This is a genomic window from Kluyvera sichuanensis, assembly GCF_014218705.1.
Classification (GTDB): Bacteria; Pseudomonadota; Gammaproteobacteria; order Enterobacterales; family Enterobacteriaceae; genus Kluyvera; species Kluyvera sichuanensis.
The window spans coordinates 108,422-123,427 of sequence record NZ_JABBJF010000007.1 but is presented as its reverse complement, the minus strand read 5'-3'; the positions used below and the strand labels follow the sequence as shown (position 1 = coordinate 123,427).

Annotated in this window: 12 protein-coding genes; 8 read left to right on the top strand and 4 right to left on the bottom strand. The window is 55.6% G+C overall.

From position 1 onward, the window contains the following. Positions 1-141 precede the first annotated feature (141 nt). The gene (locus HII27_RS10665; protein WP_185667884.1) at positions 142-2,160 is read left to right on the top strand and encodes an NADPH-dependent 2,4-dienoyl-CoA reductase; all 2,019 of its coding nucleotides are present in this window, start codon (positions 142-144) and stop codon (positions 2,158-2,160) included. Between the two features lie 68 nt (positions 2,161-2,228). On the opposite strand, the gene rlmG is transcribed toward HII27_RS10665, so the two are convergent. Next, positions 2,229-3,365 (bottom strand): 23S rRNA (guanine(1835)-N(2))-methyltransferase RlmG, encoded by a 1,137-nt coding sequence (gene rlmG, locus HII27_RS10660; protein WP_185667883.1) that lies wholly within the window; start codon positions 3,363-3,365, stop codon positions 2,229-2,231. Positions 3,366-3,448: 83 nt separating this feature from the next. Between rlmG and HII27_RS10655 the strand changes: the two genes are divergently transcribed. The 4 genes from HII27_RS10655 to sstT all read left to right on the top strand — a co-directional run bounded on the left by HII27_RS10655 (position 3,449) and on the right by sstT (position 7,783). After that, a complete protein-coding gene (locus tag HII27_RS10655) occupies positions 3,449-3,949 on the top strand; it encodes a YgjP-like metallopeptidase domain-containing protein (protein ID WP_185667882.1) in 501 nt (166 codons plus the stop codon). A 72-nt stretch (positions 3,950-4,021) separates the two neighbouring features. Continuing rightward, positions 4,022-5,008 carry a Gfo/Idh/MocA family protein gene (locus tag HII27_RS10650; RefSeq protein ID WP_185667881.1) on the top strand — a complete coding sequence of 329 codons (987 nt, stop codon included), beginning with the start codon at positions 4,022-4,024 and terminating at the stop codon, positions 5,006-5,008. Between the two features lie 273 nt (positions 5,009-5,281). Continuing rightward, positions 5,282-6,250: a TerC family protein gene (locus HII27_RS10645; protein ID WP_185667880.1), complete on the top strand. Its 969-nt coding sequence runs from the start codon at positions 5,282-5,284 to the stop codon at positions 6,248-6,250. Between the two features lie 282 nt (positions 6,251-6,532). Beyond that, positions 6,533-7,783, top strand: coding sequence for a serine/threonine transporter SstT (gene sstT, locus HII27_RS10640; RefSeq protein ID WP_185667879.1), 1,251 nt, complete (start codon positions 6,533-6,535; stop codon positions 7,781-7,783). A 19-nt stretch (positions 7,784-7,802) separates the two neighbouring features. On the opposite strand, the gene HII27_RS10635 is transcribed toward sstT, so the two are convergent. The 3 genes from HII27_RS10635 to uxaC all read right to left on the bottom strand — a co-directional run bounded on the left by HII27_RS10635 (position 7,803) and on the right by uxaC (position 11,350). Next, positions 7,803-8,354, bottom strand: coding sequence for a YgjV family protein (locus HII27_RS10635; protein ID WP_185667878.1), 552 nt, complete (start codon positions 8,352-8,354; stop codon positions 7,803-7,805). A gap of 81 nt (positions 8,355-8,435) precedes the next feature. After that, positions 8,436-9,923, bottom strand: coding sequence for a UxaA family hydrolase (locus HII27_RS10630; protein WP_185667877.1), 1,488 nt, complete (start codon positions 9,921-9,923; stop codon positions 8,436-8,438). A gap of 14 nt (positions 9,924-9,937) precedes the next feature. Then, complete coding sequence (gene uxaC, locus HII27_RS10625; RefSeq protein WP_185667876.1) at positions 9,938-11,350, bottom strand: glucuronate isomerase; 1,413 nt, start codon at positions 11,348-11,350, stop codon at positions 9,938-9,940. Positions 11,351-11,825: 475 nt separating this feature from the next. Between uxaC and HII27_RS10620 the strand changes: the two genes are divergently transcribed. The 3 genes from HII27_RS10620 (at position 11,826) to yqjA (ending at position 15,004) form a co-directional block, all read left to right on the top strand. Further along, positions 11,826-13,130, top strand: a complete 1,305-nt coding sequence (locus tag HII27_RS10620; protein ID WP_185667875.1) for an MFS transporter — start codon at positions 11,826-11,828, stop codon at positions 13,128-13,130. Between the two features lie 129 nt (positions 13,131-13,259). Next, complete coding sequence (gene exuR, locus HII27_RS10615; protein ID WP_185667874.1) at positions 13,260-14,036, top strand: transcriptional regulator ExuR; 777 nt, start codon at positions 13,260-13,262, stop codon at positions 14,034-14,036. A 305-nt stretch (positions 14,037-14,341) separates the two neighbouring features. Beyond that, positions 14,342-15,004 carry a DedA family general envelope maintenance protein YqjA gene (yqjA, locus tag HII27_RS10610; protein ID WP_185667873.1) on the top strand — a complete coding sequence of 221 codons (663 nt, stop codon included), beginning with the start codon at positions 14,342-14,344 and terminating at the stop codon, positions 15,002-15,004. The last annotated feature ends 2 nt before the right edge of the window (positions 15,005-15,006 follow it).

Here is a 15,006-nt window from a genome sequence, read left to right as displayed (position 1 = left end):
ACGCCCCCTACCCTTTGGTGGGGGGGCGTTCTTTGAATCCCATCACAATCATCGCATTCCCCTTTTCCCTTTTTCCCGCCGACGGCTAAATTAGTAACTCATCCGACCACATAACAATAATTTCACATACTGGACATCCTTATGAGCTATCCGTCGCTGTTTGCCCCGCTCGATCTCGGTTTTACCCAGTTGAAAAACCGCGTGCTGATGGGTTCCATGCATACCGGGCTGGAAGAGTATCCCGATGGCGCCGAGCGTCTGGCAGCGTTCTACGCGGAACGCGCGCGTCACGGCGTGGCGCTGATCGTCAGCGGCGGCATCGCACCGGATGCTACCGGCGTAGGGATGGCCGGCGGCGCGATGCTGAACGATATCAGCCAATTGCCGCACCACCGCACCATTACCGATGCCGTCCATCAGGAAGGCGGCAAAATTGCGCTGCAGATCCTGCATACCGGGCGCTACAGCTACCAGCCAAACCTGGTCGCCCCTTCCCCACTTCAGGCCCCCATCAACCGCTTTACGCCGCGCGAACTCACCCACGAAGGTATCCTCGCGCTGATTGACGACTTCGCCCGCTGCGCCCAGCTGGCGCGGGAAGCAGGCTACGACGGCGTAGAGGTGATGGGCTCGGAAGGTTATCTGATTAACGAATTTCTCGCCGCGCGCACCAACCAGCGCGACGATCAATGGGGCGGCAGTTATGAGAACCGCATGCGCTTCGCGGTAGAAGTGGTGCGCGCCGTACGCCAGCGTGTCGGGAAAGACTTTATTATTATCTATCGCCTGTCGATGCTCGACCTGGTAGACAACGGCGGCACCTTTGATGAAACCGTACGTCTCGCTCAGGCGATCGAAGCCGCGGGCGCAACGATCATCAACACGGGGATCGGCTGGCACGAAGCGCGGATCCCAACCATCGCCACGCCGGTACCGCGCGGTGCGTTTAGCTGGGTGACGCGCAAATTAAAAGGTGTGGTCACCGTTCCGCTGATTACCACTAACCGCATTAACGATCCGCAGGTGGCGGACGATATTCTGGCACGCGGCGATGCCGATATGGTGTCGATGGCCCGTCCGTTCCTTGCCGATGCCGAGCTGCTGTCAAAAGCTCAGTCGGGACGCAGCGATGAGATCAACACCTGTATCGGCTGCAACCAGGCCTGTCTGGATCAGATCTTTGTTGGCAAGGTAACCTCATGCCTGGTCAACCCGCGCGCCTGTCACGAAACCAAAATGCCGATCCTTCTAGCGACCACGCGCAAAAACCTGGCGGTCGTCGGCGCAGGCCCGGCGGGGCTGGCGTTTGCGATCAACGCTGCCGCGCGCGGCCATCAGGTGACGCTGTTCGACGCCAGCGCGGAGATCGGCGGGCAGTTTAATATCGCCAAACAGATCCCCGGCAAAGAAGAGTTTTACGAAACGCTGCGCTACTACCGCCGGATGATCGACGTCACCGGTGTGACGCTGAAGCTCAACCAGCGCGTCAGTGCCGACGATCTCCTCGGCTTTGATGAAGTGATCCTATCTACCGGGATCGCGCCGCGTACCCCGCCGATCGACGGCATCGATCATCCGAAAGTGCTGACCTATCTGGACGTGCTGCGTGACAAGACGCCGGTGGGGCAGCGCGTGGCGATCATCGGCTGCGGCGGCATCGGTTTTGATACGGCGATGTACTTAAGCCAGCCGGGCGTGCCCACCAGCCAGAATATCGCGGAGTTTTGCGTAGAATGGGGCATTGATACCAGCCTGCAGCAGGCAGGCGGCCTGCGCCCGGAAGGGCCGCATCTGGCCCGCAGCTCGCGGCAGATTGTGATGCTGCAGCGTAAAGCCAGCAAGCCGGGCGAAGGGTTGGGCAAAACCACCGGCTGGATCCACCGCACCACCCTGCTTTCACGCGGCGTGAAGATGATCCCGGCGGTCAGCTATCAGAAGATAGACGACGAAGGGCTGCACGTTGAGATAGGCGGTGAAGCGCAGGTGTTGGCGGTTGATAACGTGATTATTTGTGCCGGTCAGGAGCCAAACCGTGCGTTGCAGGAACCGTTACAAGCGGCAGGTAAGACGGTGCATCTTATCGGTGGTTGTGATGTGGCCAGTGAGCTGGATGCTCGGCGGGCGATTGCGCAGGGGACGAAGCTGGCGCTAGATATTTAAATCAGCATGCCCCCGGCGTCGCATTCGCTCGGCCGAGCGAATGCGACGCCGGGAAAGGTTCTATCCCATTAACGACGACGGCCCAGCTTCACCGCTTTGAGGATCACAAACTTGTTGTTGGTGGCGATGGTTTCGCAGTTACCAAAAATCTTCTTCAGCTTGTGGAAATAGTCCAGATGACGGTTCGCCACGATATACAGTTCGCCGTTAATTTTCAGGCAGCGGCGGGCGTGGTGGAACATCTCCCACGCGATGTTATCGGTCAGCGCATGCTTCTGGTGGAACGGCGGGTTGCAGAACACCGCGTTAAAGCGGAACGGTTCTACGCCGGAGAGCGCGTTGTTAATCATAAACTCGCTGCGATCCAGCGCGTCCGGCAGGTTGGTTTCCACATTCAGGCGGCTGGAAGCGACCGCCATCGGCGATTCATCAACAAACACCACGCTGGCTTCTGGGTTTTTCGCCAGCAGCGTCATGCCCAGCACGCCATTGCCGCAGCCGAGATCGACAATCTCGCCTTCCAGGTTTTCCGGCAGATGCTCCATAAAGAAGCGCGCGCCGATATCCAGCCCAGTACGGGAGAAGACGTTCGCGTGGTTGTGGATAGTCCAGTCGGTGCCTTCCAGCTTCCAGCTCAGGGTCTGGGCGGTTTCAGCCAGCGCCGGTTTGGTAAAGGTGCCGTTGATCAGGCGCGCCTTTTTCCATGCCAGCGTGGTGGTGGTTGGGCCCAGCACTTTTTCAAACAGCTCAAGCGTAGAAGTATGGATATCACGCGCTTTTGCACCGGCAAGAATGCGCGTTTCTGGCGTGACTACGTCGCGCAGCGCACGCAGCTGTTGCTCCAGCAGCGCCATGGTTTTCGGCAGCTTAATCAGTACGACGCCCGGCGCCTGTGGGTATTCCGCGGTGCTGTCGAGGAACTTCACGCTCGACTCGGCAAGGTCGTTGTGGCGCAGGTTTTCACGCGTCGCCAGCTCGCTTAAGTAAGAGTCGCCGATGCTGTACGGCGTATGCTCCGCCAGCGCGCAGGCCAGCGCACCGAAGGTATCATTCAGGATAAGCACCGGGCCGCGAATCTCAGTATCGTCCAGCTGTTGCAGCAGATATTCATCGGCTGCTTCCCACGCCAGCAGTGGGTTAACGTCGTCCGTCTCCGGGAAACGTTTAAGTGTCAGTGAACGGAAACCGTTGTCTGTGTGGCTCATCGGCCCTCCTGAATGGTAAAATTTCGGCGTATCCCTGAAAAGGGTGCGTGAGTATACACTTTTTATGATTGGCATGGGCAAAGATGAACCAACTAACTTACCTCCAGGGCTACCCGGAACATTTGCTTTCTCAAGTGAGAACGCTGATTGCTGAACAGCGTCTGGGGGCGGTGCTGGAAAAACGCTACCCGGGTACCCACGATTTCGCCACCGATAAAGCCCTCTGGCAGTATACCCAGGATCTGAAAAGCCAGTTCCTGCGTAACGCGCCGCCCATCAATAAAGTCATGTACGACAATAAGATCCACGTGCTGAAGAACGCGCTCGGGCTGCACACGGCGGTATCCCGCGTGCAGGGCGGCAAGCTGAAGGCCAAAGCAGAGATCCGCGTGGCGACCGTATTCCGCAGCGCGCCGGAGGCTTTTTTGAAGATGATCGTGGTACACGAGCTGGCGCACCTAAAAGAAAAAGAGCACGACAAAGCCTTCTATCAGCTGTGCTGCCACATGGAGCCGCAGTACCATCAGTTGGAGTTTGATACCCGTTTGTGGCTGACGCACCTTTCGTTAAAGGAATCTGCGTAGTCGCCCACTGGCAATGTCATAAAGGCGTGTTACATTGACGAAAGAATCCCTTTATGGAGCCAGAAGGCGTTTATGATACGTTTCGCAGTGATTGGGACAAACTGGATCACCCGCCAGTTTGTCGATGCCGCGCATGAGACCGGCAAGTACAAGTTGACCGCCGTCTATTCCCGCAGCCTTGAGCAGGCGCAGACCTTCGCCAACGATTATCCCGTCGAACATCTGTTTACGTCGCTGGACGCCATGGCGCAAAGCGAAGACATTGACGCGGTGTATATCGCCAGCCCGAACTCGCTCCACTTCCCGCAGACAAAGCTGTTTTTACAGCATAAAAAACATGTGATTTGCGAGAAGCCGCTGGCCTCCAACCTGCATGAAGTCGAGCAGGCTATCGCCCTTGCGCGGGAAAATCAGGTGGTGCTGTTCGAAGCGTTTAAAACCGCCAGCCTGCCCAACTTCCAGATTTTGCAGCAGTCGCTGGAGAAAGTGGGCCCGGTTCGTAAGGCGTTTATCAACTACTGCCAGTACTCCTCGCGCTACCAGCGCTACCTGGACGGTGAAAATCCAAATACCTTTAACCCGGCCTTCTCCAACGGCTCGATTATGGATATCGGTTTCTACTGTCTGGCCTCTGCGGTAGCCCTGTGGGGTGAGCCGAAGCAGGTACAGGCGTCTGCCAGCCTGCTGGATAGCGGCGTTGATGCGCACGGTATCGCGGTGCTCGACTACGGCGATTTCAGCGTGACGTTGCAGCACTCTAAGGTCAGCGACTCTACCCTGCCGAGTGAAATTCAGGGCGAAGCCGGTGCGCTGGTGGTGGAGAAAATCTCCGAGTGCCAGAAGGTCTCCTTCATCCCGCGCGGCAGCAAAGCGCAGGATCTCAGCCAGCCTCAGCATATTAATACTATGCTGTATGAAGCCGAGGAGTTTGCGCGCCTGGTCGAAAACAACGAAGTGGACCATCCCGCCCTTGAAGTGAGCCGTATCACCGCGAAGGTTCAGACGGAAATTCGTCGCCAGACCGGCGTTGTTTTCCCGGCGGATGTCCCTGCCGCGTAAAACAACGTAAAGCACATGTTACAGGCCATTGACGAAATCAATGGCTTGTCATATTTTGTTACGTGCAAAGGGGAGTAACTTCCTTGTCGGTGGATCGTCATTACGATACGTGCAAAACCGTATCCGGTCGCCGAGCAACGGAAAACGAATGCGCCACCGCATTCGTTTTTAGTTGTAAGTGAGACCTTGCCGGAAGGCGAGGTCTATGCATAAAAAAGCAGCGGCTATCGTCTTCTGACGTTAGCCGTTTTTTTATGCGTAAGGAAAAATTCTATGAATACAGTCGGCACACCGTTGCTGTGGGGCGGATTCGCTGTCGTCGTGGTGATTATGCTCGCTATCGACCTGTTCCTGCAGGGCCGTCGCGGCGCGCACACCATGTCCATGAAACAGGCGGCAGCCTGGTCGCTGGTGTGGGTCACCCTCTCGTTACTGTTTAACGCCGCGTTCTGGTGGTACCTGGCGGAAACTCAGGGCCGCGCGGTCGCTGACCCGCAGGCGCTCGCCTTCCTCACCGGCTACCTGATCGAAAAATCGCTGGCGGTAGACAACGTCTTCGTCTGGCTGATGCTGTTTAGCTACTTCTCGGTGCCTGCGGCGCTGCAGCGCCGCGTGCTGGTCTACGGCGTACTGGGCGCGATCGTGCTGCGTACTATCATGATCTTCGCGGGAAGCTGGCTTATCTCCCAGTTCGAATGGCTGCTGTATCTCTTCGGCGCATTCCTGCTGTTCACCGGGGTTAAGATGGCGCTGGCGAAGGAAGATGAAGGCGGGATTGGCGATAAACCGCTGGTGCGCTGGCTGCGCGGGCATTTGCGGATGACCGACAAAATCGAGAACGAGCACTTCTTTACCCGTAAGAACGGCGTGCTGTTTGCCACACCGCTGCTGCTGGTGTTGATTCTGGTTGAGTTGAGCGATGTTATCTTCGCGGTCGACAGTATTCCGGCTATCTTTGCGGTCACCACCGATCCGTTTATCGTGCTGACCTCTAACCTGTTCGCGATCCTTGGTTTGCGTGCGATGTACTTCCTGCTGGCGGGCGTGGCAGAGCGCTTCTCGATGCTGAAGTACGGGCTGTCGGTAATCCTGGTGTTTATCGGTATCAAGATGCTGATCGTCGATTTCTACCATATCCCAATCTCGGTATCGCTGGGCGTGGTCGGCGGGATCCTGGCATTCACCCTGATCCTCAACGCCTGGGTTAACCACCGTAACGATCTGAAAAAGCAGAAGATGTAACCCGTAGCCCGGCCGAGCAAAGCGACGCCGGGAGTCGCTCCGAGGCTTCCCGGGGTCGGCGTGAACGCCTCGCCCGGGCTACTTTCATACTTCAATCTACGTCACACAATGTAAATTATTAGTTAAAAAATATGATGCATGGCGTAAATTCCAGCATTTTACACTTCCCCAAACCACGACTTTCCTTATACTCGATCGAGCAAACATTTTTTTACATCCAGACATAAACGTAACAAATAATACGTCGCTGGAAAGACACAACTCATCACGTTAAGGAATGCAATGATGACACAACAACCCGCATCATCCGGTTTTATGCGTCTTCTGACTCGGGGTAGTCTGGTAAAACAGATCCTGGTTGGACTTATCCTCGGTATCCTTCTGGCGCTGGTTTCAAAACCGGCTGCAATTGCCACCGGCCTGCTCGGTACGCTGTTCGTCGGTGCGCTGAAAGCCGTAGCCCCAGTCCTAGTGCTAACGCTGGTGATGGCCTCCATTGCCAACCATCAGCAGGGACAGAAAACCAATATTCGCCCTATTTTGTGGCTCTATCTGTTCGGCACTTTCGCCGCAGCCCTGACCGCCGTACTGGTCAGCTTTATCTTCCCTTCCACGCTGCAACTCACCACTGGCGCGACGGATATCTCACCGCCGACCGGCATTGTGGAAGTCATGCATGGTTTACTGATGAGCATCGTCGCTAACCCAATCCACGCGCTGATTAACGCCAACTACATCGGCATTCTGGTGTGGGCGGTCGGTTTGGGCTTTGCGCTGCGCCACAGTAATGAAACCACCAAAAATCTGGTCAATGACCTGTCAAATGCGGTCACCTTTATCGTGAAGGTGGTGATTCGTTTTGCACCTGTCGGTATTTTCGGTCTGGTCTCTTCGACGCTTGCGACAACCGGCTTCTCCGCGCTGTGGGGCTACGCGCAGATTCTGCTGGTGCTGGTGGGCTGTATGGCGGTCGTCGCGCTGGTGATTAACCCGCTGCTGGTCTATTTGCAGATTCGCCGCAACCCGTATCCGCTGGTGCTGATGTGCCTGCGCGAAAGCGGCGTGACCGCTTTCTTCACCCGCAGCTCGGCGGCAAATATTCCGGTCAATATGTCACTGTGTGAGAAGCTGAATCTGGATCGTGATACCTATTCGGTTTCTATCCCGCTGGGGGCCACGGTCAATATGGCGGGGGCGGCGATTACCATCACCGTGCTGACGCTGGCGGCCGTGCATACGCTGGGTATTGCTATCGACCTGCCAACCGCGCTGCTGCTGAGCGTCGTGGCATCGCTCTGCGCCTGCGGGGCTTCCGGCGTGGCGGGGGGTTCACTGCTGCTGATCCCGCTGGCCTGTAATATGTTCGGCATCCCGAACGAAATCGCCATGCAGGTGGTGGCCGTCGGCTTTATTATCGGCGTACTGCAGGACTCCTGCGAAACGGCTATCAACTCCTCCACCGACGTGATGTTCACCGCGGCCGTATGTCAGGCAGAAGACGCGCGTCTGGCGAAGAACGCTCTGCGTAGCTAACGTTCTGGCCCCTTCGCCATCAGGCGGAGGGGTTCTCTTCCTGTACTTTCTTCTCAACCTTGAACGGGTCAATCCCTTTACGCTGCATCCGCCAGAAGCGAATGATGTTCAGGCCATTCATCACCAGGAAGCTGCCCTCAATCATCGTGCCGCCAATCGAGCCGAGCCAGAAGTTATGGATGACCCAGCAGGCCGTTGAACACCACATCACGCAGCGCACCGTCAGCCCTTTACAGCGGAACAACGCCCAGGTGCTGGCCACCGTGCCGGCAATCGGCAGCAGTTCCATTGCATGGTGCAATTTGCCAAGCCCGAGAATCAGCGTCAGCGCAATAAAGACGAACATCACCCAGATCCGGCGCGTGTAGACCGAAATAATGGTTCGTATAACGTTCAGCTCGGCGCTCATCCCGGCGGGAATCGCCCCCATCAGGAAGAAGTGCACGCCAATGGTGGCGCTGTAGAGGGAGAGCTGGAACTTAAAGCGCCGTTCATCGCGGTTGATGAAGGTAGTGATACCGATGATAAATGCCAGAACACCAACGCCCTGGGCCAGCCAATACGCCGTCATGAGAGGTCCTTGTTAAACAGCATAAAAAAACGGCGTTTCACACAATGAAACGCCGTTTTATCGTATCAGATCACATTTTTATTACAACGTGACGCCGCTCTTAAAGATGGCCAGTTCACGGAAATCATTGCGCTCGTTGCAGGTCTGCTTACCGTTGGCGAAGTCGACGATAACGTCCACGAACTCTTCCAGCAGCTGAGGCATCGCTTTACCGTGAATCAGTTGGCCAGCATTGAAGTCGATCCAATGTTTCTTCTTCTCAGCCAGTTCGCTGTTGGTGGCAATTTTCACCGTCGGCACGAAACCACCGTAAGGGGTACCGCGACCGGTACTGAACAGCACCATATGGCAGCCCGCGCCCGCCAGGGCACTGGTCGCCACCGCATCGTTACCCGGTGCGCTGAGCAGGTTCAGACCGTGCGTCTTCAGGCGTTCACCGTAGCGCAGAACGTCAACCACTTTGCTGGAACCCGCTTTCTGCGTGCAGCCCAGTGATTTATCTTCCAGCGTGGTGATACCACCCGCTTTGTTGCCCGGCGATGGGTTCTCGTAGATTGGCTGGTCGTGGGCAATGAAGTACTGCTTAAAGTCATTGACCATGGTCACCAGCTTGCCGAAGGTCTCTTCGTCACGACAGTGGCTCATCAGCAGCTGCTCGGCGCCGAACATTTCCGGCACTTCGGTCAGCACGGTGGTGCCGCCGTTGGCAATCACGTAGTCGGAGAAACGACCCAGCATCGGGTTGGCGGTAATGCCGGACAGGCCATCAGACCCGCCGCATTCCAGACCAAACTTCAGCTCGCTCAGTTTACCCGGCTCGCGTTTGTCATTGCGCATCACGTTGTACAGCTGATGGAGATGTTCGATCCCTGCTTCCACTTCGTCTTCCTGGTGTTGGCAGACCATAAAGTGAACGCGTTCAGGATCGAACTCCCCTAAGGTTTCGCGGAACGCATCGACCTGGTTGTTTTCACAACCCAGGCCAACCACCAGCACCGCACCCGCATTCGGGTGACGCACCATGTTTTGCAGCATGGTGCGGGTGTTGATGTGATCGTCGCCGAGCTGCGAACAGCCGTAGGTGTGACTGAAGAGATGAACGCCGTCGATACCTTCGGCATCGTTGGTCTCTTTCAGGAAACGGTTCTGCATCTGACGAGCCATGGCGTTCACGCAGCCCACGGTCGGCAGGATCCAGAGTTCGTTACGCACCCCCACATCACCGTTCGCACGGCGGTAGATCTGCACGTCACGATCGACGGGCTGGGCAACCTCTGCCTGGAAATCAGGTTGGTAGCTATACGTGTCCAGATCGCTCAGATTGGTGCGCGTGTTATGAGCATGAATATGCTCGCCCGCCGCCACATCCACCAGCGTGTGACCAATCGGTAAACCGTATTTAATGACGTTTTCACCCTTCGCGATATCGCGTAAGGCGAACTTGTGGCCACGCGTGACCGCCTGACGCAGGGTAATCACCTGCCCATCAACGGTGACTTCGGTTCCTTCGGCCAAATCAGCGAGCGCGACTGCGACGTTATCCAGCGCATGGATCTTGATGTATTGCATACCAACCCCAGACTTTAGTTCAGTTCAATGGCGAAGTAGTCACGCGCATTGTTAAAGCAAATGTTTTTCACCATCTCACCCAGCAGCTGGATGTCAGCAGGCGCTTCGCCCGCAGCAACCCAACGGCCAATCATCTGGCACAGAATACGGCGGAAGTATTCGTGACGGGTGTAAGACAGGAAGCTACGGCTATCGGTCAGCATGCCGACGAAGCGGCTCAGCAAGCCCAGCTGTGCCAGTTGAGTCATCTGACGTTCCATACCGTCTTTCTGATCGTTGAACCACCAGCCGGAACCGAACTGCATCTTGCCCGGCATACCTTCACCCTGGAAGTTACCGATCATGGTGCCCAGCACTTCGTTATCACGCGGGTTCAGGCAGTACAGAATGGTTTTTGGCAGCAGATTCTGTTCGTTCTGTTTGCTCAGGAGCTTAGACAGCTCTTCCGCCATTGGGCGGTCATTGATGGAGTCGAAGCCGACGTCCGCACCCAGCAGTTTGAACTGACGCAGGTTGTTATTACGCAGCGCGCCGATGTGGTACTGCTGTACCCATTCGCGACGTGCGTATTCAGCGCCCAGGAAGACCAGTACGGCGGTTTTGAACTGGGCGACTTCGTGCTCGCTCAGGGTTTCACCGGCCAGACGGCGTGCCAGGATGCTATCCAGTTCCGCTTCGTTAGATTCCGCGAACAGGACAACGTCCAGCGCGTGGTCAGAGACTTTACAGCCGTGCGCGGCGAAGTGATCCAGACGCTTGGTCAGCGCAGTCTGCAGGTCAGCAAAGCGACGGATGTCGGTGTCAGACACTTCACCCAGTTTCGCCATGTAATCGTTGAAGGTTGCCAGTTCAATGTTGAACGCTTTATCCGGGCGCCAGCTCGGCAGCACTTTCACGTCAAAGGAACCGTCTTTCGCGACGGCCGCATGATGTTCCAGAGAATCGATCGGGTCATCGGTGGTGCCGACCATTTTCACGTTCATCTGCTTCATGATGCCGCGCGCGGAGAATTTGTCCTGAGCCAGCAGCTCGTTGCACTCATCCCAGATTTCGCCAGCGGTAGACGGTGAAAGCAGTTTACCGGTGATGCCGAATGGGCGACGCAGTTCGAGGTGAGTCCAGTGGTATAACGGGTTGCCGATGGTGTGCGGCACGGTGGCAGCCCACGCGTCAAACTTCTCGCGGTCAGACGCATCGCCGGTGCACAGGCGTTCCGCTACGCCGTTGGTACGCATTGCGCGCCACTTGTAGTGATCGCCTTTCAGCCAGATGTCATACAGGTTTTTAAAACGATAGTCTTCCGCAACCTGCTGTGGCGGCAGGTGGCAGTGATAGTCGAAAATCGGCTGATCTTTTGCGTAGTCGTGGTACAGACGGCGGGCAAATTCGGTGTCTAACAGAAAATCTTCAGTCATGAACGGGGTCATTATCGTCTTCCTCTCAACGAGTGGGTCAGATGTTTATCTGTAATGCTGTCAAAGTTATCACACCAATTTCGTTCAACCGAAGATTTTTTCGTGAGTTAGATCAATAAACCTTGACAAAAAATGACAGAAAAAATGAAGAAACACCCCTGCAAGCCGCGCCGCGCCTGGCCTGGCCTATCTACCCCTTAAACCGTACGGAAAATACCTCTTTTGTGACGGTATTCACCTTTTAAAGTTGTATGACAAGTTATCTTGCACCCCGTCGAAACACATTGAACGACGGAATGCAGTCGACGTGGTCGATACAGACACCTGATTGAGCGGTACGGATACCGAATTCAGCACGCGTACTTACTGGCAAGTTCGGGCCGTACCGGGAAGTTTACTCCGGTAAGCCCCTTCGAGAATGACATCTTCCGGCAATACGGGAGGATGGCTGCAGGACTCGCAGTTATAACAACACGATGAGGTTTACATGCGTAAAATTAAAGGGTTACGTTGGTACATGATCGCACTGGTGACAATGGGCACCGTGCTGGGCTACCTGACACGTAATACCGTGGCGGCAGCTGCGCCGACTCTGATGGCTGAGCTGCACATTTCCACACAACAATACTCTTACATCATCGCTGCTTACTCTGCAGCTTATACCGTGATGCAGCCGGTTGCCGGCTACGTTCTGGACATTCTGGGTACCAAAATCGGTTACGCCTTCTTCGCCATTGCCTGGGCTGTTTTCTGTGGCGCGACTGCGCTGGCAGGCAGCTGGGGTGGTCTGGCCATCGCACGTGGTGCGGTCGGTGCGGCTGAAGCAGCAATGATCCCTGCGGGTCTGAAAGCCAGCTCCGAGTGGTTCCCGGCGAAAGAGCGTTCTATCGCGGTAGGTTACTTTAACGTTGGTTCGTCTATCGGCGGCATGATTGCGCCACCTCTGGTGGTCTGGGCTATCGTGATGCACAGCTGGCAGATGGCGTTCATTATCTCCGGCGCGCTGAGCTTCATCTGGGCAATGTCCTGGCTTATCTTCTACAAACACCCACGCGATCAGAAAAAATTAACTGACGAAGAACGTGAGTACATCATTGGTGGTCAGGAAGCACAGCACCAGACCAACAACGCGAAGAAAATGTCGCCATGGCAGATCATTCAAACCCGTCGCTTCTGGGGTATCGCCCTGCCGCGCTTCCTGGCTGAACCAGCATGGGGTACCTTCAACGCCTGGATCCCACTGTTCATGTTCAAAGTCTACGGCTTTGACCTGAAAGAAATCGCCATGTTTGCGTGGATGCCAATGCTGTTCGCTGACGTAGGCTGCGTGCTGGGTGGCTACCTGCCGCCGCTGTTCCAGCGCTGGTTCGGCGTGAACCTGATTGTTTCCCGTAAAATGGTTGTCACCATGGGCGCCCTGCTGATGATTGGCCCAGGGATGATCGGTCTGTTCACCAGCCCATACGTTGCTATCGCCCTGCTGTGCCTCGGTGGCTTTGCTCACCAGTCTCTGTCCGGCGCGCTGATTACGCTCTCTTCCGACGTCTTTGGTCGTAACGAAGTGGCTACCGCGAACGGTCTGACCGGGATGGCGGCGTGGATGGCGAGCACCATGTTTGCACTGGTTGTTGGCGCACTGGCTGATACCATCGGCTTCAGCCCACTGTTCGCCGTACTGGCTATCTTCGACCTGTTAGGTGCAGTGGTTATCTGGACCGTGCTGCAGAACAAGCAGGCAGACGACGGTGAATCCGGCGCAAATAGCCCGACGCAGCAGGCCACGCAAAACTAATCTGTAACGGATGTCCGTTTTCCCAAAAGCCGCCTTGTTACAGGCGGCTTTTTTCATGTCATAATGTGGTTAGCTGCTCGTAAAAGTGGTATAACAAATTTAATCTGCCGTACCCTGCCTGGAGAGCATATGGAAATCGCCGACGCACGTCGCTTGTATCAGCAACTGGCCGCTGAGCTAAAAGAACGCATTGAGCAAGGCGTATACCTAGTGGGCGATAAACTGCCTGCGGAGCGCTTTATTGCCGATGAAAAGAGCGTCAGCCGCACCGTGGTTCGCGAAGCGATTATCATGCTGGAAGTCGAAGGGTATGTTGAAGTCCGTAAAGGCTCCGGCATTCACGTCATTTCCAATCAGCCGAAATACCATCAGATGCCGGACGAAACGCTGGAGTTTGCCAACTACGGCCCGTTTGAGCTACTGCAGGCACGTCAGCTGATTGAGAGCAACATCGCGGAGTTCGCCGCCACCCAGGTCACCAAGCAGGACATCATGAAGCTGATGGAGATCCAGGAAAACGCACGCAAAGAGCAGTGCTTCCGCGACTCCCAGTGGGATCTCCAGTTCCACGTGCAGGTTGCTCTGGCGACGCAAAACACCGCGCTTGCGGCCATCGTTGAAAAAATGTGGACCCAGCGCGTGCACAACCCGTACTGGAAAAAACTCCACGACCATATCGACGCTCGCACCGTAGATAACTGGTGTGACGATCACGACCAGATCCTGAAAGCGCTGATTCGCAAAGATCCGCATGCGGCAAAAATTGCCATGTGGCAGCATCTGGAGAACACCAAGCTGATGCTGTTCAACGAAACCAGCGATGATTTTGAGTTCAACGCCGACCGCTACCTGTTTGCGGAAAACCCGGTAGTTCACCTCGATACGGTCGCTATCGGCGGCAAATAAGCGCCCTTGTCACTTATCAAGGCTTACCTGACTTTTCACGTGGGTAAGCCTTTGTAAATCCCCTAGCCACTCCCCGCCCGAAACCGCAAAATCGTTCTGCAACAAATTGCAATTTCTATGACGGAAAACCGCGCCATTTGTTACAATTGCATGCATTTTGCCTTTTTGTTGTTCAGCAGTAGATTATTTTGCCAAAACAGGGACTGTTCAGCGCGTATTTACCGCGATGCTATTAAAATAGAAACAAGCAAAGACCGTCGCAGCGCGTTCAGGCATTACGTTAATCGATGTACCAGGAATCGTGAATGGAACTACTAACCCAACTCTTAAATGCCTTGTGGAGCCAGGATTTCGAAACCCTCGCTAATCCGTCCATGATCGGTATGCTCTATTTTGTCTTATTTATGATCCTGTTCCTTGAGAACGGTTTGCTGCCGGCTGCGTTTTTACCGGGCGATAGCCTGCTGGTGCTGGTCGGCGTACTGATAGCCAAAGGTGCGATGGGCTTCCCACAAACGGTCATTCTACTCACCGTTGCCGCAAGCCTTGGCTGCTGGCTTAGCTATATTCAGGGCAAGTGGCTGGGCAATACGCGTATCGTCCAGAACTGGCTTTCTCATCTTCCCGCCCATTACCACCAGCGCGCGCACCATCTGTTCCATAAGCACGGCCTCTCAGCGCTGCTGATTGGTCGCTTTATCGCGTTCGTGCGTACCCTGCTGCCGACCATTGCCGGAATTTCAGGCCTGAACAACGCGCGCTTCCAGTTCTTCAACTGGATGAGCGGCCTGCTGTGGGTACTGATTCTGACCACCCTTGGCTATCTGCTGGGTAAAACCCCGGTATTCCAGAAATACGAAGACGCGCTGATGTCGTGCCTGATGCTGCTGCCGGTGGTACTGCTGGTCGTCGGCCTGATTGGTTCACTGGCCGTGGTGTGGAAGAAGAAATACGGTAATCGAGGCTAACG

Coding starts and splice junctions, on each gene's coding strand:
- HII27_RS10665 (WP_185667884.1), top strand. CDS start 142: ATGAGCTATCCGTCGCTGTTTGCCCCGCTCGATCTCGGTTTTACCCAG.
- rlmG (WP_185667883.1), bottom strand. CDS start 3,365: ATGAGCCACACAGACAACGGTTTCCGTTCACTGACACTTAAACGTTTC.
- HII27_RS10655 (WP_185667882.1), top strand. CDS start 3,449: ATGAACCAACTAACTTACCTCCAGGGCTACCCGGAACATTTGCTTTCT.
- HII27_RS10650 (WP_185667881.1), top strand. CDS start 4,022: ATGATACGTTTCGCAGTGATTGGGACAAACTGGATCACCCGCCAGTTT.
- HII27_RS10645 (WP_185667880.1), top strand. CDS start 5,282: ATGAATACAGTCGGCACACCGTTGCTGTGGGGCGGATTCGCTGTCGTC.
- sstT (WP_185667879.1), top strand. CDS start 6,533: ATGATGACACAACAACCCGCATCATCCGGTTTTATGCGTCTTCTGACT.
- HII27_RS10635 (WP_185667878.1), bottom strand. CDS start 8,354: ATGACGGCGTATTGGCTGGCCCAGGGCGTTGGTGTTCTGGCATTTATC.
- HII27_RS10630 (WP_185667877.1), bottom strand. CDS start 9,923: ATGCAATACATCAAGATCCATGCGCTGGATAACGTCGCAGTCGCGCTC.
- uxaC (WP_185667876.1), bottom strand. CDS start 11,350: ATGACCCCGTTCATGACTGAAGATTTTCTGTTAGACACCGAATTTGCC.
- HII27_RS10620 (WP_185667875.1), top strand. CDS start 11,826: ATGCGTAAAATTAAAGGGTTACGTTGGTACATGATCGCACTGGTGACA.
- exuR (WP_185667874.1), top strand. CDS start 13,260: ATGGAAATCGCCGACGCACGTCGCTTGTATCAGCAACTGGCCGCTGAG.
- yqjA (WP_185667873.1), top strand. CDS start 14,342: ATGGAACTACTAACCCAACTCTTAAATGCCTTGTGGAGCCAGGATTTC.